Source organism: Enterococcus mundtii (assembly GCF_003957375.1).
Classification (GTDB): domain Bacteria; phylum Bacillota; class Bacilli; order Lactobacillales; family Enterococcaceae; genus Enterococcus_B; species Enterococcus_B spodopteracolus.
Genome location: NZ_CP025473.1, coordinates 2,686,153 through 2,705,261 on the forward strand (window position 1 = coordinate 2,686,153; position 19,109 = coordinate 2,705,261).

Here is a 19,109-nt window from a genome sequence, read left to right on the forward strand (position 1 = left end):
TTAAAACTCTGTCATTTTTGATGCTGTTTTTGAAAAAATCGAATGGAAACCTCCATAATTTTTTTGAATGCCTGCCAAATGGAAAATCTTTAAATTCCAATAGCCTATTGCTCTGCTTTTCTGATGGATAAAAATAAAGGATTCTTTCGAGAATCACTATTTTCGTTTTTGAAATAACAAAACTAATTAATCACTATATAAAAAATAATGGAGGGAGTGAACATGAACACACCAATTGTAAACAAAAGAGCTATTGATTCAGAAGAATTATTTCAAATAATAAATAATGCTGAAGGGATTTATCAATCAACTTTAGAAAAAATGCTTTTATGCAATCGAATCAGTTTAGCCTCACGACTAGACACATTGAAAAGACAAAAATGGATTCAACAAGAGAGATTTCACAAACAATTTGTTTATACCAATAGCTTTGACTTAAAGAACTTAAAAACATTAGATGCTCAAGCAAACATTATTCAAAAATTACACACATTTAATATCTATGTAGACAAGATAACCGTCTTTACTAATTCAAAAAAACAAAAAGAATTGTTTCTATCAGCACATTCGTCAGGAAGAACTTGTTTTAAAACAATAACAAGGTTAAAACAACAAGCTAATCAACTCATTAATCAATTACCATATGGGTCTGCTGAATCTGATTTTTTCGTCGAATGTGTAAAAAATGAACTAACAAAATTTCCTATCCTCGCTTCAAGTATGACGGAGGAATCGAAAAACAGCTACTATACAGCTTCTTTAGATACCATAGAAATTTTGACAGTTCCTACTATTGAATTCCTTCCCTTTCTCAAATCAAAATTAGATGATTTTTCTTACAGAAATATTGAGAGAAATACCCATTATATCCGAGAAGATATCCTGGTTTACATTGAGCAAATAGATAAGCTTATTTATTTTAAAAAGAATGAACACAGAGAATATGAGTTTAATCAAATAATTTCCATTATGGATTTTTACTACTTTTTAGCAAAATATTCTCACTCGAAAGATTCTGTCTATTTTTCTTTATCTAAAGATGAATTTGACAATGCTCACACTTTGTATCGTAAAAGCGAGGAAAACAAACAAAAATTTAATACTGTCCAAATAAAAAAGGACAAACAAAAAGCACAATCTTAATCGACTGTGCCTTTTTATTTAAACGGGTCAAAATCTTCTAATTTCGCTTTGATATCGTCTTCTTCAATACCAGCATATCTTAAAGTTACTGCTTGGCTACTGTGGTTTAAAATTTTCATTAATGTTACAATATCTCCTCGATTATGCTTTAGAAAGAAATAAGAAAAAGTCTTTCTTAGTGTATGTGTGCCAATATAATCTAACCCCATACTATCAGCTACTTTTTGCATGATTTTGTAATATTGATGACTTGCCAAGGGTTTACTTCTATCTGAAGGACTTGGAAATAACCATTCTGATTGAAAATCATGTTCTTCATTTAAATATTCAATAATAGATACGGTCAATCTGTTTAAATGCAACGTTCTTCTTTTTCCTGTTTTTTGTTCAATAATTTCTGTTTGTGTTTTATTTTTCACGTCAGAAACCTTTAAATTAAGTATATCTGAAATCCGTAACCCTGTTTTAATTCCGATTGCCATGATTAGATAGTCTCGTTTTCCATGCTTCCCTTTTTTTAACTCTTTTCCAAATTGGTTCAGGACCTCTTTATTTTTTATTGGTTTTACATTTATCATTTTTTGTCCCATAATTTGCCTCCCTTATTTATATTTTGGTGGATACTTTTATTAATTTCTGATACAAAAGTATCCATCACCCTATAAATCAAAAATGAAACACTAATAGAATAGGATTCGTGATGGATACTAATTGAAGAAGTATCCCTTTCATGGTCCGTTATAGCATCACAATTTGATGGTTGCAAATTTGTAGAACATCCTCGATATCTACTCTGAAGTGAGGTATAATCGCTGCACACTTCTGAAGAATTGGAGCGATTATATTGGCTAGAGTAGACAAATATATCAAAAAAAATGGAGAAACTGCTTATAAATTCAGAATTTTCCTTGGCTTAGATTATAATGGAAAACAAAAGTATATTAAAAAGTCTGGATTTTCAACAAAAAAACAAGCATTAGAAAAATTAGCAGAAATCGAAGGGAGAATAGAATCTGAACAAAAATACATTCAATTATCATTTCAAGATATGTATAAAGAATGGTTGATTACCTATAAAGATTCTGTCAGATTGGTTACATACAACAGAACAATTGATTTGTTTAGATTAAAAATATTACCTGTTTTTGGTAAAAAATATGTTGATGAAATAACTACAGAGTTTTGCCAACTAACATTGAATAAATGGGCAAAGGAATATGATAGATTTAAATCATTAAAAGGATACACTCAACAAGTTTTAGATTTAGCAATCAAAAAAGATTTAATCATTAAAAACCCTATGAAACTTTGTAAAATGCCAAAAATAAACAAATCGCAAATGAATATTGCTAATACCATCGAATTATCAAGTAGTAATGTTGAAAATTACTACGATAAAGATGAATTGAATAAATTTTTGAACACATTAGAACAAAATTATGATTATATGTGGTTTACAGCATTTCGATTATTAGCTTTCACTGGAATCCGAAAAGGTGAACTAATGGCTTTAAGATGGTCAGATATACGTGCTGACAGTATTATCGTAAATAAGTCAATGACGATGATTAAACGCATTGCTTACGTATCAGACACTAAAAATGAACAAAGCAATAGAGTAATTAGCATCGACCCTACGACTTCTAATATTTTAAAAACTTGGAAAGAGAAACAACAGGCACGCTATATCAATGTTAAGGACAATCATTTAGTATTTACAAGAGATATTCCATTAAAGAATGAAAAAGACCAACCATTCGACCCAGATTACCTTAATAGATGTATGAAAACAATAACCAAAGAAAATAAAGAAATAAGAGAAATTACAATTCACGGATTTAGACATACTCATTGTTCTCTATTATTTGAAGCAGGAGCAACGCTCAAAGAAGTTCAAGACCGATTAGGACACGCTAATAGTGATATAACTTTAAAGATTTATACTCATGTCACAACTGAAGCTAAAAGAGAAACAGCAAATAAACTTGCATTATATTTAGACAGTTAAGAAATTTGAATTTTTGAAGAAGTTAGTTCGTATGAATTAGCTTCTTTTTTAGTTTCAACAAAAACCGATTTTCCGTTCACCTATTAAAGACTTACTATATATGCTAAATCAACGTAAGACACATAAAACACAATGTTTTACGTCCCAAATCAAAATCCATTATTGTATAACTAATCTATGCAGTCACATTACCTAACACTACCACAAATATAGTCAATATTAGAAATAAATAAGATTTAAAATAACATGATTATCAAATATCAAAAGCAGTACTTTTAAGAAAAGGGTCTGTAAAATAGACCCAATTTTTAAGAAATTTAGCTAAAAAAAGACACCATCCAAATGGATAGTGTCTTGAAATCCTTGATGTAATAAGGATTAACGTTTTGAAAATTGAGATGCTTTTCTTGCCTTTTTTAACCCTGGTTTCTTACGTTCTACCATACGGGCATCACGTGTAAGCAAGCCAGCACGTTTAAGAGCTAAACGGAAGTCAGGATCAACTTCTAGCAATGCACGAGCGATTCCGTGACGGATAGCTCCTGATTGTCCAGCGTAGCCTCCACCGTTTACGTTAACAAATACGTCATATGCGCCTTTTGTTTCAGTAACGCCGAAAGGTTGATTGATAACTTCACGCAAGTCAGCATGTGGAATATATTCTTCAACATCTTTTTTGTTGATAGTAATTTTACCAGTTCCTGGTACTAAGCGTACGCGAGCAACTGCATTTTTACGACGGCCTGTGCCGATATATTGAACTTGTGCCAATGAAATTCCCTCCTATTAGATTAAGTTTGTGATGTCTAAAACTTCTGGTTGTTGTGCTGCATGTGGATGTTCTGCTCCACCGTATACATTCAATTTTGTAAATTGTTTGCGGCCTAAAGTATTTTTAGGTAGCATGCCTTTTACAGAAGTTTCGATCAAACGACGAGAATTTTTAGCACGCAATTCACCAGCTGAGATTGATTTCAATCCTCCTGGGTAGTTGCTGTGACGGTAATAAATTTTATCAGTCGCTTTTTTACCTGTTAATTTCACTTTATCTGCATTGATAACAATGACGAAATCGCCAGTATCCAAATGAGGGGTGAAAGTTGGTTTATTTTTTCCACGTAGTACAGATGCAACAACTGTTGAAAGACGTCCCAATGGAACATCAGTTGCGTCTACTACATACCATTTACGTTCTACTTCGCCTGGTTTGGCCATATATGTTGTACGCACGTTAGTTTCCTCCAATTTAAGTTCTGATGTTTGACATACACTTCGAGTTTCCGGGGCTCTTTGTGGGGCAAACAATACCATTTAACATATTACCTGCAAATACCGATAATGTCAACGTTTTTCTGTGCTTTTGAAAAATTAAATTTCTTTTTCATTTTTATTTTTTCATCATTTTGGTTTCTTTTAGACTAAGAAACCAATTTTGTATAAAAAATTGTGTATTTACATTATTTTTGAATATTATTTTCATTTTATTTATTTTTTATGTATATTTATTTAATTTATTGATTGCTTTTTTATTTTTATGGTGTTATCATTTGAAACATCTATTTTGAAAACACTTAAAAATAAAGGGGCGATTTTATGAAAGAAAAAATTATATTGGCTTACTCAGGTGGCTTAGATACCTCTGTGGCAATCAAATGGTTGGCAAAAGATTATGAGGTGATTGCTTGTTGCCTAGATATTGGTGAAGGCAAAGATACAGCTTTTATTAAAGAAAAAGCACTTCAAGTTGGCGCAATTGCGTCTTATGCCATCGATGCCAAAGAGGAATTTGCTCAAGAATTTGCATTGATCGCGCTACAAGGTCATACGTTTTACGAGCAGTCTTACCCACTGGTTTCTGCGCTTTCTCGCCCCTTGATCGCAAAAAAATTAGTGGAATTAGCCCGAAAAACTGGCGCAACGACGATTGCTCATGGCTGTACAGGCAAAGGTAACGACCAAGTTCGTTTTGAAGTGGCTATCAATGCCTTGGCACCTGAAATGAAAATCATTGCACCGGTTCGTCAGTGGCAATGGTCTCGGGAAGAAGAAATCGCCTATGCAAAGGAAAATGATGTGCCGATTCCAGCAGACTTGGAGAATCCATATTCTATCGACCAAAACTTGTGGGGACGTGCTTGTGAGTGTGGTGTGTTAGAGGACCCTTGGGCGACTCCGCCAGCAGGTGCTTATGATATTACGACAGCCTTGGAGTATACACCTGATCAGCCGGATATCATTGAACTCACTTTTGAACAAGGTGTACCAGTTGCTTTGAATCAAGAAAGTTTACCTTTATCTGAATTGATCTTGTCTTTGAATCAATTAGCCGGCAAGCATGGAATCGGACGGATCGATCACGTGGAGAATCGTCTGGTAGGGATCAAATCGCGGGAAGTGTATGAATGCCCTGGAGCGATCACTTTGATGCAGGCACATAAAGAACTGGAAGATTTGACCTTCGTTCGTGAATTAGCACATTTCAAACCAATGATCGAGCAACAGTTGAGCCAAATGATTTACGATGGTCTCTGGTTCAATCCATTGACCGATGCGTTGATCTCTTTCTTGAAAGCAACACAGACTGCGGTCAATGGGACTGTCCGTGTCAAACTATTCAAAGGAAATGTCATCGTTGAAGGACGTAAATCAGCCAATAGTCTATATAACGAAGAACTAGCAACGTATACTTCAGCGGATACCTTCGATCAACAAGCTGCTGTCGGTTTTATCAAGCTTTGGGGTCTACCATCGAAAGTCTATGCGGAAGTTCAAACGCAACAACAAACAGCCGTAGGATCAGAGTAGCGAGTAAAGCAATCAAAAGAAAAGTAAGGTAAAAGCTGAGTGCGAACTCAAACAGGACCTTTTACCTTCTTTTCTTTCATTCAAAACATAGGAGGAATCACATGGATAAACTTTGGGGTGGACGGTTTCAAGGAAAAAGTGAACAATGGATCGATGCATTCGGTGCTTCGATCTCCTTTGATCAAAAATTAGCTGAACAAGATATTTTAGGTAGTCTCGCCCATGTGAAAATGTTGGCCCATACTGGGATTTTGTCCGTGGAAGAAGCGCAACAGATCATCGCTGGTTTGGAAAAACTGCAAACACGCTTAACGAATGGCACTTTGCATTTTTCGGTGGAAAATGAAGACATCCACTTGAATATTGAAAAATGCCTGCATGAGGAAATCGGACCTGTTGCTGGGAAACTACATACTGCTCGTAGCCGTAATGACCAAGTCGCAACAGATATGCACTTGTATCTGAAAGAAATGGTCCTTGAACTGATCGACAAACTTCATTCGTTGCGCCAAACGTTCGTGGAAAAAGCAGCGGAGCATACGGCTACGATTATGCCAGGATATACTCATCTACAACACGCCCAACCGATTTCCTTTGGCCATCATCTCTTGGCGTACTATCAGATGTTTACCCGTGACCATGAACGGTTCACAGAAAGCCTGAAACGAATCGATATTTCACCGTTAGGCAGTGCTGCATTAGCAGGTACGACATTCCCTATCGATCGTTCATTCACCGCGACTGAATTAGGCTTTTCTGCTGTTTATGCAAACAGTTTAGACGCCGTTAGTGACCGTGATTTTATTCTGGAGTTTTTAAGTAATGCTTCATTATTGATGATGCACTTGTCCCGTTTTTGCGAAGAAATCATTTTTTGGTGTAGTTATGAATGCCAATATATTGAACTTTCGGATACTTTTTCAACAGGCAGTTCGATCATGCCCCAAAAGAAAAATCCTGATATGGCGGAATTGATTCGTGGAAAAACTGGTCGGGTATATGGTAATTTATTTGGTTTACTCACGTTGATGAAAGGCTTGCCTTTAGCTTATAACAAAGATTTCCAAGAAGATAAAGAAGGCATGTTCGATACGAGTGAAACGATTTTAGCCAGCCTCTCAATCATGGAAGGCATGGTCAAAACCATGGCAGTAAATAAAGCTCGAATGTATGCGGCCACGCAAAAAGATTTCTCCAATGCGACTGAGTTAGCCGATTACTTGGCTGCGAAGGGTTTACCTTTCCGTCAAGCACATGAGATCGTCGGCAAATTAGTCTTACAATGTACACAACAAGGCTGTTCCCTTCAAGATGTATCTTTTGCGGAATATCAACAAATCAGTCCACTGATCGAGATGGATATCTATGATGCTTTACACCCAGAAACAGCAGTAAAACGTCGGAATTCATTCGGCGGGACCGGATTTGATCAAGTTCAACAACAGATCGATCAAGCACGCCAACAGTTACAAACAGAGAAATAAAAAAGACCCCTCACTTATCCTTACGTTCAAGTGAGGGGTCTTTCAATTCAATTTATGCGTCAATTCCTGGGGCTTTACCTAGATGTGCTTGTATCATCCAGATGCGTTTTTCTGTTGCTGCTTTAAATTCAATAAACATATCTTGCGTAGGATCGTCGCCTTCTTCACCAGCAGCTTCGATTCCTTTTTGGAAAAGATCTGCTAAATAGCGGTAACCTGCGACTAATGTTTCTAAACGTTCTTCCATCGTGCGATCCCAACGACCAACTTCATCAGGGATTTTTGTGTTGTCTGCAAATTCACGTAATGTTGAATAAGGTGAACCATCTAATGTGATCAAACGTTCTGAGATTTCATCTAATTGTTCGTTCAAGTCGTCCATGAAGCTGTCCATCATTGGATGCAATGTCAAGAATCCAGGACCTCTCATATACCAATGTGTTTGGTGGACGATCACCGACATTTGGCTTAAATCTGCTACTAATTGATTCAATACTTCTTTTGTTTGTTGAAATTTCATGTAATTCTGCCTCCTCGCATTTGCCTATATTAAAATCATAGTAAACTTTGAGGGAAAAGTACACTAAAACCCTTTAACTGAGAACGATTTTCATCCCCGGAGTAATGCTTTTTTTAATAGCAAAAAATCCGCTAACTAAATAGAAATTATAACTAATGTTATCATTTACGATTCGCCTTCTTCATCTATCATCTCTATTGATAGATCCTCTCGTAGTTCCGCAAACAACTGAGAATAGCGGCTTAATTCTTGTTGTGTCGAAACAAACAAAGGATATATTTTGTTGTACATGCGACTGGCTTTTTTCTGAACAGTCACTTGTTGTGCTAATTCAATATACGCGGAAGCTTCACCTAATGTTTCGATTCTGCCTTGGCTCTGCCAACCTAATATGACTGCCCCTAACGCTGAGGCTTCTTTAATTTTTGGAAAACGGATGGGCTGCCCTAATACATCTGCCATGATCTGCCGAAATAAAACCGACTGAGCAAAGCCACCAGTTGCACGTAACTCAATGACTTGATCGGGTGGACAGATACCTCGCAAAATTCGTTTGAGATTAAAACAAACCCCTTCCAGGACCGCTCGCATCATGTCTTTTTCCGTATGCCATCGTTGCAGACCAATAAAACTTCCAAATGCCTCCGCATCCCATAGAGGTGCTCGTTCACCCAGTAAATACGGTTGAAAAATCAGTCCATTGGCTCCAGGCGGGACAAAAGCGATTTCTGAAAGAATTGCTTGATACGGATCTGCACCTTGTTCCTTGGCTCGTTGAACGACATCTTGCATCAATGTATGGACCGCCCAATCAAAGATCCCTGCGCCATTACTGGTTGCTCCTCCGATGACCCAGTGTGTTTGATCCAAAACGTAACAGAAGGTTTCCATTGTTGGATGAAGCTTTGGACGATTTGTAATAAACCGTAATGCGCCACTGGTACCGACAGTCAGCGCTGCCGTCGTCTCACCAAATGCACCTAAGCCTAAATTGGATAATGGCCCATCCGCTCCACCTAAAATAAAAGGGATTTCTTGATCAAAATGAAACTTCGTACGGGCTTGTTTTGTTAATTTCGTGAACCGGGTAGTCGCAGGTACCACTTTTGGTAATTGCTCTTCTTGTATCCCTAACTCTTCAAGAATAGGCTCTGACCATTGGAAATGGTGGATATCGAAGTACCCTGTGCCAGAAGCAGTACTATAATCACTGACTAATTCAGCAAACAGCTCATAAAAAAGATAGTCTTTGATCCCTACAAAATAAGCCGCTTGCTCAAATACATCAGGAAAATCCTTTTTCAACCAATTGATTTTGATCAATGGTGTCATTGGATGGATCGGCGTACCCGTCCGCTCATAGATTACTCGACCTTTTTCAGTTGCTTTTAATTTTTCTGCTTCATTGACGGCACGAGTATCTGCCCAAGTAAACATACGAGTTAAAGGTTTTTTATTTTCATCTAATAAAATCAAGCTGTGCATGGCTGTTGAAAATGAGATGAATTGGATTGTCTGTGCGGGTAACTGTTGGATCACTTCATTTATGACCGTATACACTGCATGGACGATCAATTCCTGATCTTGTTCAGCCATTCCTTGGATTTCTTGGATCAGCGGGTAATGAAAGTAGGCTGTAGCTACTTCTTCTGCTTGTTCATTGAATGCAACTGCTTTCGTTTGCGTAGTACCGATGTCAACACCAACTGCAATCATTTTTTTCATCCTCTCTTCTCCTTTTTGCGTATCTTAACCAAAAGGAGGTTGGTCTGATGTTTCTTCATTTTATCATTGGTTGTTGCTTTGGTTCTTTTTTGTGCTTGGTCGCACAACGTGTTCCTAAAGACCTTTCTATTATTTCCCCTCGTTCTCATTGTGTCAACTGTCACCAAACATTGCGTTGGTATGAGTTGATTCCATTACTTTCGATCCTCATGCAACGATTTCGTTGCCGCTCTTGTCAGACCAAACTTTCACCCATGTATCCACTGGCTGAGTTGATCAGCGGTACGCTATTTATGTATGCAGAATGCTATTTGCCAGATACAGTCCATTTGATTTGGCTATCCATTGCTTTTTTATTTTCACTGATGGATATTTTTCATCTTGCGATCGACATTCGTATCCTCTATTTCTCATGGACGTTCTTATGGGTCTACTGGTTATTGACCGATCAGTTTCAAGTCAGTACAAGTTTACTATTCAGCTTGATCAGTTTCGGTTTGCTGCGATATGGTCAAGCCTATTTAGGGGCCGGTGATACGTTACTCTTGCTTAGTTGGAGTGGCGGGATCACCTCCTCACAGCTCATCATGCTTTTATTTCTCGCCAGTTGCCTTGGAATCAGTTATTTTGGTCTCACGGCCTTACTTCATAAAAAAAGAAAACAGCTGCCCTTCATTCCTTTTCTGAGTATAGCTTTATGGTTGACTCTTCATTTTCGATAGCATAAAAAAGAAGAAGTACCCGGAGAAAATATCCGTCCTTCCTCTTGTCTTACATCTATCATACGTGACTACTTATGCTTAAAAGACTAGTCTTTCCAGTTTTTTCTAAGGAACCCTGCCCGGCCAGAGCCTTCACGATACAACTGATAATGGATTTTGTTTTTCTTGTAGTAATCTTGATGATACTCCTCTGCGGGATAAAAGGTCGTACGAGGTTCGATCTTTGTGACGATCGGTTGATCGAAACGGCCACTTGCTTGTAACTGTTGTTTTGAGTTTTCTGCGACTTCACGTTCTGCTTCATCACTATAATAAATGACCGGACGATAAGAGTCCCCACGATCAGCAAACTGCCCTAAAGCATCTGTCGGATCGGTCTGTTGCCAATAAATCTCGACCAATTGTGCATAGGTGATGATTTCAGGATCATATTCGATTTCAACCGCTTCAGTATGTCCTGTTGTTCCAGTCGTCACTTGTTCGTAGGTTGGATTTGGTACATGTCCTCCAGTATAACCGGACGTAACGGAGAGGATACCTGGTTGTGTTTCAAACGGTTTGACCATACACCAAAAACAGCCACCTGCAAATACAGCTTTTTTCACTGCCATTTCTTATCAGCTCCTTTGGTTTTATCATACTCATTTTCATTGAAATAAATAGTAATATGCTTATTTTACCCCCTACCGGTATTTTCAGCCTATTTTTATTGTTTTGCTTTTATTATTTGAGGACTTGTGGATAAGTTTTGGTATACATAATAATTATCCCCTGTGGATATCTATTGCCGTTTCTTTTATCCACAGTTACCTTCTACTTCCTTGATTCTAGTTTATCCACAAAAAGAAGGTCAAGTCCCTGAAACAGGAACTTGACCTTCTTTTTGTGAACTCATGGTTTATCGTGTTTGTTCATTCATTGCATCTTCGGCAGCCATTTGTGCTTCGATGTCAGAAATGCTATACACGTTTTCACTTGCAACGCCAACTTCTTTTGGTTCCATGTTGCGGTAACGTGGCATACCAGTACCAGCTGGAATGATCTTACCGATGATAACATTCTCTTTCAAACCAAGAAGTGGATCTTTTTTGCCTCGGATTGCAGCATCAGTCAAGACACGAGTTGTTTCTTGGAAGGATGCAGCTGATAAGAAGCTGTTTGTTTCTAATGATGCTTTTGTGATACCTAGCAAGACTGGACGAGATGTCGCAGGAACGCCACCAGCAACTAACGTATTGTAGTTTTGGTCTTTGAAGTCTGCGATATCTAACAGTGTACCTGGCAAGATTTCTGTATCACCTGGGTCCATGACGCGCACTTTACGAAGCATTTGGCGAACCATTACTTCGATATGTTTGTCGCCGATTTCTACCCCTTGCATACGGTAAACGCGTTGTACTTCACGTAAGAGATAGTTTTCAACAGATAGAACGTCACGTACTTGCAACAATTGTTTTGGATCGATTGATCCTTCTGTCAATGGTGCACCACGATGGATCATATCGCCTTCAGCCACTTTCATACGTGCAGTGTAAGGCACTGTATACGTACGTGTATCTGTTTTCCCTTTGATCGTTACTTCTTTGGTACGTGTAGCAGGATCTTCAGAGATATCGATGACATCCCCTGTTACTTCAGTGATCACTGCTTGCCCTTTCGGATTACGTGCTTCAAAGATTTCTTGGACACGAGGAAGACCTTGAGTGATATCATCTCCGGCAACCCCACCCGTATGGAACGTACGCATGGTTAACTGAGTACCTGGTTCACCGATTGATTGAGCGGCGATCGTACCAACTGCTTCTCCGACTTCAACGTCAGAACCAGTTGCCAAGTTACGTCCGTAACAATGTTTGCAGACACCATGTTTTGTGTTACATGTGAAGACAGAACGGATCGTTACAGTTTCAACACCTGCATCAACGATTTGTTTTGCGACATCTTCAGAGATCAATTGATTTCCGGCAATGATCATTTCGTTGGTTTCAGGATGACGAACTTCTTTACGTGTGTAACGTCCAATCAAACGATCTTCAAGAGATTCGATGATTTCATTTCCTTCACGGATTGCTTGGATCTCAAGACCGCGGTCAGTGCCACAATCTTCTTCACGAATGATGACATCTTGGGCAACGTCAACTAAACGACGTGTCAAGTAACCAGAATCGGCTGTCTTCAAGGCTGTATCAGTCATTCCTTTACGAGCCCCGTGAGTTGAGATAAACATTTCCAAGACAGAAAGTCCTTCGCGGAAGTTCGAAATGATCGGCAATTCCATGATACGTCCATTCGGTGCGGCCATCAATCCACGCATACCAGCAAGCTGAGTAAAGTTGGAGATGTTACCACGGGCACCAGAGTCTGACATCATGAAGATTGGGTTTTTCGCTTCCAAACCTTCCATCAGTTTTTGTTGGATGCTGTCTTTCGCAGCGTTCCAAACAGCGATTACTCGTTCATAACGCTCGTCGTCAGTGATCAATCCACGACGGAATTGCTTCGTGATCGACTCTACTTGTTTATGTGCTTCGTCAATGATCACTTGTTTTTCATTCAAGACACTGATGTCGGCGATCCCTACAGTGATACCTGCATGTGTTGAATGTTTGTATCCTAAGTCTTTCATACGGTCAAGCATCTTAGATGTTTCAGTTACTTTGAAACGTTTGAAGACTTCGGCGATGATGTTTCCTAAGTTTTTCTTCTTGAATGGTAAAACTAGTTCTTGTTCTTTGATGTGAGCAGGAATATCTGTTCCAGCTTCAACAAAGTATTTGTCCGGTGTTTGGACAGTCAAGTTGAAGTCAGTTGGTTCATTCAAGTAAGGGAATTCTGGTGGCATGATCTCGTTGAAGATGATCTTACCAACAGTCGTGATCATCGTACGTTCTTTTTGCCATTCTGTAAATGGTTTGTCCCCTAATGTCGTTGGGTTCACCCCAATACGTGAATGTAAATGAACGTAGCCATTACGCCATGCGATGACTGCTTCGTTTTGGTCTCTAAAGACCATTCCTTCGCCTTCACGACCTTCTTCTTCCATTGTTAGGTAGTAATTTCCTAAAACCATATCCTGAGAAGGTGTAACAACTGGTTTACCATCTTTTGGATTCAAGATGTTTTGAGCAGCTAGCATCAGCATACGTGCTTCTGCTTGTGCTTCTTCGTTCAACGGTACGTGAACGGCCATTTGGTCTCCATCGAAATCGGCATTGTATGCTTCACATACCAATGGATGCAAACGGATCGCACGCCCTTGGACAAGAACTGGTTCAAATGCTTGGATACCTAATCTGTGAAGCGTAGGTGCCCTGTTCAATAGAACTGGATGTTCTTTGATGACGTCTTCTAAGACATCCCAAACTTCATCTTCTTGACGTTCGATTTTGCGTTTCGCATTTTTGATGTTTGAAGCAAGTTCACGTTGAACTAATTCGCGCATCACGAATGGTTTGAACAATTCGATCGCCATTTCTTTTGGTAATCCACATTGGTACATTTTCAAGAAAGGACCTACGACGATAACTGAACGACCAGAGTAGTCGACACGTTTACCAAGTAAGTTTTGACGGAAACGACCTTGTTTCCCTTTCAACATATGAGAAAGAGATTTCAATGGGCGGTTACCTGGTCCTGTGACAGGACGGCCACGACGACCGTTATCGATCAACGCATCTACCGCTTCTTGTAACATCCGTTTTTCATTTTGAACGATGATTCCTGGTGCATTCAAGTCTAACAAACGTTTCAAACGATTGTTACGGTTGATTACACGACGATATAGATCGTTCAAGTCACTTGTTGCAAAACGTCCACCTTCTAATTGGACCATTGGTCGTAGATCTGGCGGGATGACAGGGATAACGTCCATGACCATCCAGCTTGGTTCATTGCCAGAAGCACGGAATGCTTCTAAAATGTCCAAACGGCGGATCGCACGTGTACGTTTTTGTCCTTGTGCAGATTTCAATTCTTCTTTCAACTCAGCTGCTTCAGCATCCAAATCAACGTTATCAAGTAATTGTTTGATCGCTTCTGCACCCATTGCTGCTTGGAATTCCTGGCCATATTGTTCACGTTTTTCGCGGTATTCGCGTTCAGTCAACAATTGTTTTTTCTCTAAGCTTGTGTTTCCTGGTTCAATAACAACATATGAGGCAAAGTAAATGATTTCTTCTAATGCGCGTGGGCTCATGTCTAATACAAGACCCATACGAGAAGGAATACCTTTAAAATACCAGATATGTGAAACAGGTGCTGCTAATTCGATATGACCCATGCGTTCACGACGAACTTTTGAACGAGTCACTTCCACGCCACAGCGATCACAAACGATTCCTTTATAACGGATACGTTTGTATTTTCCGCAGGCACATTCCCAGTCTTTTGTAGGACCAAAAATCCGCTCACAGAACAACCCTTCGCGCTCAGGTTTTAAGGTACGATAGTTAATCGTCTCAGGTTTTTTTACTTCACCGTAAGACCAGCTTCTGATTTTTTCGGGAGAAGCCAAACCTATTTGCATACTTTCGAATTTATTTACATCGATCAAAAGGGGTTCCCTCCATTTCATTTAATGGCAAAACCGCAAGGCGGCTGATCTTCGACCGCCTCACAGTATCTCAGACCGGATTAGTCTAAATTATCTTCTGCGGTTTCAAAGTTTTGGATGATGTCTTGTCTTTCATCTTCGACTTGTTCAGCAGCTTGTTTTTCTAGTTCTTTTGCTGTTTGTTGTTCAGCGAATTTTGTCAAAGCATCCACTGTGATCAAATCATCGTCTTCGTCATCCATGTCACGAAGTTCGATTTCGCTGTCTTGGATATCTAGAACACGCATGTCTAATCCTAGTGATTGTAGTTCTTTGACTAATACGCGGAAGGATTCAGGTACACCTGGTTTTGGAATTGGTTCACCTTTGACGATTGCTTCATATGTTTTCACACGTCCGACTACGTCATCTGATTTGTATGTCAAGATTTCTTGCAAGGTATAAGCCGCACCGTATGCTTCCAGTGCCCAAACTTCCATTTCCCCAAAACGTTGTCCACCAAATTGCGCTTTACCACCTAATGGTTGTTGCGTAACGAGTGAGTAAGGTCCAATTGAACGTGCATGCAACTTGTCGTCAACCATGTGAGCTAGTTTGATCATGTACATCACACCAACAGATACACGTCCGTCAAATGGTTCACCTGTACGTCCGTCATAAAGAACAGTTTTCGCATCGCTAGCCATACCTGCTTCACGAACTGTTTCCCATACGTCTTCATCACTTGCACCATCAAATACTGGTGTTGCAACGTGGATGCCTAATTGACGTGCAGCCATCCCTAAATGCAATTCCAATACTTGTCCGATGTTCATCCGTGATGGTACCCCTAATGGGTTCAACATGATATCGATCGGTGTTCCATCAGGTAAGAATGGCATATCTTCTTCCGGCATAATACGGGAAACAACCCCTTTATTACCGTGACGTCCGGCCATTTTATCCCCTTCGTGGATTTTACGTTTTTGAACGATATACACACGAACTAACATGTTGACACCTGGTGATAATTCATCGCCAGCTTCACGAGTAAAGATCTTCACATCGTGAACGATCCCACCTCCACCATGTGGTACACGTAGAGAAGTATCACGTACTTCACGTGCTTTTTCACCGAAGATCGCATGCAATAAGCGTTCTTCTGCTGAAAGTTCAGTTACCCCTTTTGGTGTTACTTTACCGACTAATAAGTCACCGTCTTGGACTTCCGCCCCAATACGGATGATCCCCATTTCGTCTAAGTCTTTCAATGCGTCTTCACCGACGTTCGGGATTTCGCGAGTGATTTCTTCAGGTCCTAATTTTGTATCACGAGCTTCTGATTCATATTCTTCGATATGGATCGATGTGTAAACATCATCTTTTACTAGACGACGGCTCATGATGATCGCATCTTCGTAGTTGTATCCTTCCCAAGTCATGAAACCGACTAAGACGTTTTGTCCTAGAGCCATTTCACCTTGTTCCATTGATGGGCCGTCTGCCAAGGTATCCCCTTTTTCGACTTTCTCACCTAAATGAACGATTGGGCGTTGGTTGTAACTTGTTCCAGAGTTTGAACGACGGAATTTTGTCACTGAGTATTTGTCTAATGCGCCATTGTCGCGACGAACGCGGATCTCAGAAGCATCGACAAATTCAACTACACCATCGTGTTTACATAATAACGCAGCTCCTGAGTCATGAGCTGATTTATATTCCATCCCAGTACCAACCCAAGGCGCTTGTGGATTGATCAATGGCACTGCTTGACGCTGCATGTTGGCACCCATCAAGGCGCGGTTGGAGTCATCGTTTTCCAAGAAAGGAATACATGCTGTCGCTACCGCAACTACTTGTTTCGGTGAAACGTCCATATAATCGACTTTATCGATCGATACTTCTAAGTTTTCACTTTGGGCACGAGCCATGACGATTTCTTCAGCAAATGTACCGTCATCATTCAACTTACTATTTGCTTGGGCAACGATATAATGGTCCTCGATGTCTGCTGTTAAATAATCGATTTGTTCTGTCACACGTCCAGTTTCACGATCAACACGACGATACGGCGTTTCGATAAAACCAAATTTGTTTACTTTCGCGTAACTAGATAAACTATTGATCAACCCGATATTTGGTCCCTCAGGCGTTTCAATCGGACACATACGGCCATAGTGGGAGTAGTGAACGTCTCGTACTTCATAGCCGGCACGGTCACGAGTCAAACCACCAGGTCCTAAGGCAGAAAGACGACGTTTGTGTGTCAATTCGCCCAATGGATTGGTTTGGTCCATGAACTGAGACAATTGTGAAGATCCAAAGAATTCTTTAATACTTGCGACAACTGGACGGATATTGATCAATTGTTGTGGTGTCAATGTTTCTGTATCTTGGATTGACATTCTTTCACGTACAACACGTTCCATACGTGCTAATCCGATACGGAATTGATTTTGTAAAAGTTCTCCGACAGAACGAATACGTCGATTTCCTAAGTGGTCGATATCGTCCACGTTGCCGATGCCTTCCATCAAGTTCAAGAAATAGCTCATTGAAGCAACGATATCCGCTGGACGAACAGTTTTCACTGTTGTGTCTGGGTAGCCGTTACCGATCACGTTGACTTCACGTTCTGGGTCTTTTGGTGAAAAGACTTTGATCACTTGGACAGTCATTGGATCAGTGACTACGCCATCTTCTGTTGGGTAGTAAGTCACAGAGTTCAAACCATTGTCGATGAACGGTGCTAATGTTTCCATCACTTGATGGGTCAAAGCTGTTCCTTTTTCAACAATGATCTCGCCTGTTTCAGGATCAACCAACGTTTCAGCTAACGTTAAGTTCAATAGACGTGTTTTCAAGTCTAATTTTTTGTTTACTTTGTAACGACCAACATTTGCTAAGTCGTAACGTTTTGGATCAAAGAAGCGGGCATTCAGCAAGTTACGTGAACTATCTGCTGTTTTTGGTTCGCCTGGGCGAAGACGCTCGTAGATGTCTTTTAATCCTTCTTCTGTTCTAGAATCACTTGCGTTTTTGTGTAAATCTTTTTCGATCGTGTTACGCAATGTTTCACTATCCCCAAAGATTTCAAAAATCGTGTCATCTGAACCGAAACCTAATGCACGAACTAATACAGTCAATGGAATCTTACGTGTGCGGTCGATACGTACATAAGAGATGTCTTTTGCATCAGTTTCCATTTCTAACCATGCACCACGGTTAGGGATCACAGTGGAACCGAATCCTTCTTTACCGTTTTTGTCTACTTTCCCATGGAAGTAAACACCTGGTGAACGGACTAATTGAGAAACGATAACACGTTCCGCACCATTGATGATGAATGTACCTTGCTCTGTCATCAATGGGAAATCACCGAAGAATACTTCTTGGGCTTTGATTTCGCCTGTTTCACGGTTTGTTAAACGTAAAGTCACATGTAATGGTGCAGAGTAATTTGCGTCATGTGCGCGTGCTTCTGCTACTGTGTACTTTGGTTCTTTCAACTCATAATCTACAAATTCCAAAGAAAGATTGCCATTGAAGTCATCGATTGGCAAAATATCTTCAAACATTTCTCTTAGTCCTTCATCCAAGAACCATTGGTACGAGTCTGTTTGAATTTCGATCAAATTTGGTAATTCCAACACTTCACTGATTCGTGCGAAACTTCTACGTTCGCGATGTTTTCCGTATTTTACTACGTGTCCAGCCAAGCTCTTCACCCCTCTAAAATGTCATTCAAAAAGACTACCCGATCAATTGTTACAATAATATTAAAAATATTATATTTAGGTAACAACAGACATTTTTTGCGGCTTTTAGGCAAAAAAAAACCAAAAATAGAACGTTCTCTTGAGTACTTGCCTACGTGAGCTTCTACTTTTGTTTCCTTATATTAAAGCCGAAACGGACAATATTTCGTTTCTGCCTTCGCTTCATCAGATAGTTTTTGCAACTTCATATAATACACTGTTTAAACGTAAAAGTCAATACTTCCTGGCGTTTCCTGTAAATTTTCGTAATTGTTTCTTAATCTTTCTTTTTTGTTCCAATTTCGTCCATTCCTAATTGTATGACTCTTCCTCACAAAATCTTTTCGTCTTTATAGAGACTCAAACAAAAAGTATGACGCGCTGTCCTCATTCGATCGCAAATCTGTTAATAT

Annotated in this window: 13 protein-coding genes; 5 read left to right on the forward strand and 8 right to left on the reverse strand. The window is 39.5% G+C overall.

The window, feature by feature from the left end; all coding sequences use genetic code 11:
* Window positions 1–222 precede the first annotated feature (222 nt).
* On the forward strand, window positions 223–1,143 hold the full coding sequence (locus tag CYK55_RS13025; RefSeq protein ID WP_241234779.1) for a hypothetical protein: 921 nt from the start codon (window positions 223–225) through the stop codon (window positions 1,141–1,143).
* 14 nt (window positions 1,144–1,157) lie between these two features.
* Here CYK55_RS13025 and CYK55_RS13030 read toward each other — a convergent pair whose 3' ends face one another.
* On the reverse strand, window positions 1,158–1,733 hold the full coding sequence (locus CYK55_RS13030) for a tyrosine-type recombinase/integrase (protein WP_126134408.1): 576 nt from the start codon (window positions 1,731–1,733) through the stop codon (window positions 1,158–1,160).
* A 254-nt stretch (window positions 1,734–1,987) separates the two neighbouring features.
* Here CYK55_RS13030 and CYK55_RS13035 point away from each other — a divergent pair, with 254 nt between their 5' ends.
* On the forward strand, window positions 1,988–3,151 hold the full coding sequence (locus CYK55_RS13035; protein ID WP_126134409.1) for a site-specific integrase: 1,164 nt from the start codon (window positions 1,988–1,990) through the stop codon (window positions 3,149–3,151).
* Between the two features lie 378 nt (window positions 3,152–3,529).
* On the opposite strand, the gene rpsI is transcribed toward CYK55_RS13035, so the two are convergent.
* The gene (gene rpsI / locus CYK55_RS13040; protein WP_010733940.1) at window positions 3,530–3,922 is read right to left on the reverse strand and encodes a 30S ribosomal protein S9; all 393 of its coding nucleotides are present in this window, start codon (window positions 3,920–3,922) and stop codon (window positions 3,530–3,532) included.
* 15 nt (window positions 3,923–3,937) lie between these two features.
* Window positions 3,938–4,366, reverse strand: a complete 429-nt coding sequence (rplM, locus tag CYK55_RS13045) for a 50S ribosomal protein L13 (RefSeq protein ID WP_153830627.1) — start codon at window positions 4,364–4,366, stop codon at window positions 3,938–3,940.
* 378 nt (window positions 4,367–4,744) lie between these two features.
* Between rplM and CYK55_RS13050 the strand changes: the two genes are divergently transcribed.
* Window positions 4,745–5,956, forward strand: a complete 1,212-nt coding sequence (locus CYK55_RS13050; protein ID WP_023520555.1) for an argininosuccinate synthase — start codon at window positions 4,745–4,747, stop codon at window positions 5,954–5,956.
* Window positions 5,957–6,057: 101 nt separating this feature from the next.
* Window positions 6,058–7,440: an argininosuccinate lyase gene (argH, locus tag CYK55_RS13055; protein WP_034689490.1), complete on the forward strand. Its 1,383-nt coding sequence runs from the start codon at window positions 6,058–6,060 to the stop codon at window positions 7,438–7,440.
* Between the two features lie 52 nt (window positions 7,441–7,492).
* On the opposite strand, the gene CYK55_RS13060 is transcribed toward argH, so the two are convergent.
* Window positions 7,493–7,960: a Dps family protein gene (locus CYK55_RS13060; RefSeq protein ID WP_034689491.1), complete on the reverse strand. Its 468-nt coding sequence runs from the start codon at window positions 7,958–7,960 to the stop codon at window positions 7,493–7,495.
* A gap of 165 nt (window positions 7,961–8,125) precedes the next feature.
* The gene (locus CYK55_RS13065; protein WP_126134440.1) at window positions 8,126–9,676 is read right to left on the reverse strand and encodes a gluconokinase; all 1,551 of its coding nucleotides are present in this window, start codon (window positions 9,674–9,676) and stop codon (window positions 8,126–8,128) included.
* A gap of 56 nt (window positions 9,677–9,732) precedes the next feature.
* Here CYK55_RS13065 and CYK55_RS13070 point away from each other — a divergent pair, with 56 nt between their 5' ends.
* Window positions 9,733–10,407 (forward strand): prepilin peptidase, encoded by a 675-nt coding sequence (locus tag CYK55_RS13070; RefSeq protein ID WP_034689494.1) that lies wholly within the window; start codon window positions 9,733–9,735, stop codon window positions 10,405–10,407.
* Between the two features lie 86 nt (window positions 10,408–10,493).
* Here the strand turns inward: CYK55_RS13070 and msrA are convergent, their stop codons facing one another.
* From msrA to rpoB, 3 genes are all read right to left on the reverse strand, one after another.
* Entirely contained in the window at window positions 10,494–11,018 is a 525-nt protein-coding gene (gene msrA, locus CYK55_RS13075) for a peptide-methionine (S)-S-oxide reductase MsrA (protein ID WP_034689496.1), read from the reverse strand.
* Between the two features lie 287 nt (window positions 11,019–11,305).
* Window positions 11,306–14,959, reverse strand: a complete 3,654-nt coding sequence (gene rpoC, locus CYK55_RS13080) for a DNA-directed RNA polymerase subunit beta' (protein WP_126134410.1) — start codon at window positions 14,957–14,959, stop codon at window positions 11,306–11,308.
* Window positions 14,960–15,039: 80 nt separating this feature from the next.
* Complete coding sequence (rpoB, locus tag CYK55_RS13085; protein WP_010733925.1) at window positions 15,040–18,657, reverse strand: DNA-directed RNA polymerase subunit beta; 3,618 nt, start codon at window positions 18,655–18,657, stop codon at window positions 15,040–15,042.
* Window positions 18,658–19,109 lie beyond the last annotated feature (452 nt).

Bases quoted from the DNA above. Each gene is read 5' to 3' on its own strand.
- CYK55_RS13025 (WP_241234779.1), top strand. From the start codon at position 223: ATGAACACACCAATTGTAAACAAAAGAGCTATTGATTCAGAAGAATTA.
- CYK55_RS13030 (WP_126134408.1), bottom strand. From the start codon at position 1,733: ATGGGACAAAAAATGATAAATGTAAAACCAATAAAAAATAAAGAGGTC.
- rplM (WP_153830627.1), bottom strand. From the start codon at position 4,366: ATGGCCAAACCAGGCGAAGTAGAACGTAAATGGTATGTAGTAGACGCA.
- CYK55_RS13050 (WP_023520555.1), top strand. From the start codon at position 4,745: ATGAAAGAAAAAATTATATTGGCTTACTCAGGTGGCTTAGATACCTCT.
- argH (WP_034689490.1), top strand. From the start codon at position 6,058: ATGGATAAACTTTGGGGTGGACGGTTTCAAGGAAAAAGTGAACAATGG.
- CYK55_RS13060 (WP_034689491.1), bottom strand. From the start codon at position 7,960: ATGAAATTTCAACAAACAAAAGAAGTATTGAATCAATTAGTAGCAGAT.
- CYK55_RS13065 (WP_126134440.1), bottom strand. From the start codon at position 9,676: ATGATTGCAGTTGGTGTTGACATCGGTACTACGCAAACGAAAGCAGTT.
- CYK55_RS13070 (WP_034689494.1), top strand. From the start codon at position 9,733: ATGTTTCTTCATTTTATCATTGGTTGTTGCTTTGGTTCTTTTTTGTGC.
- msrA (WP_034689496.1), bottom strand. From the start codon at position 11,018: ATGGCAGTGAAAAAAGCTGTATTTGCAGGTGGCTGTTTTTGGTGTATG.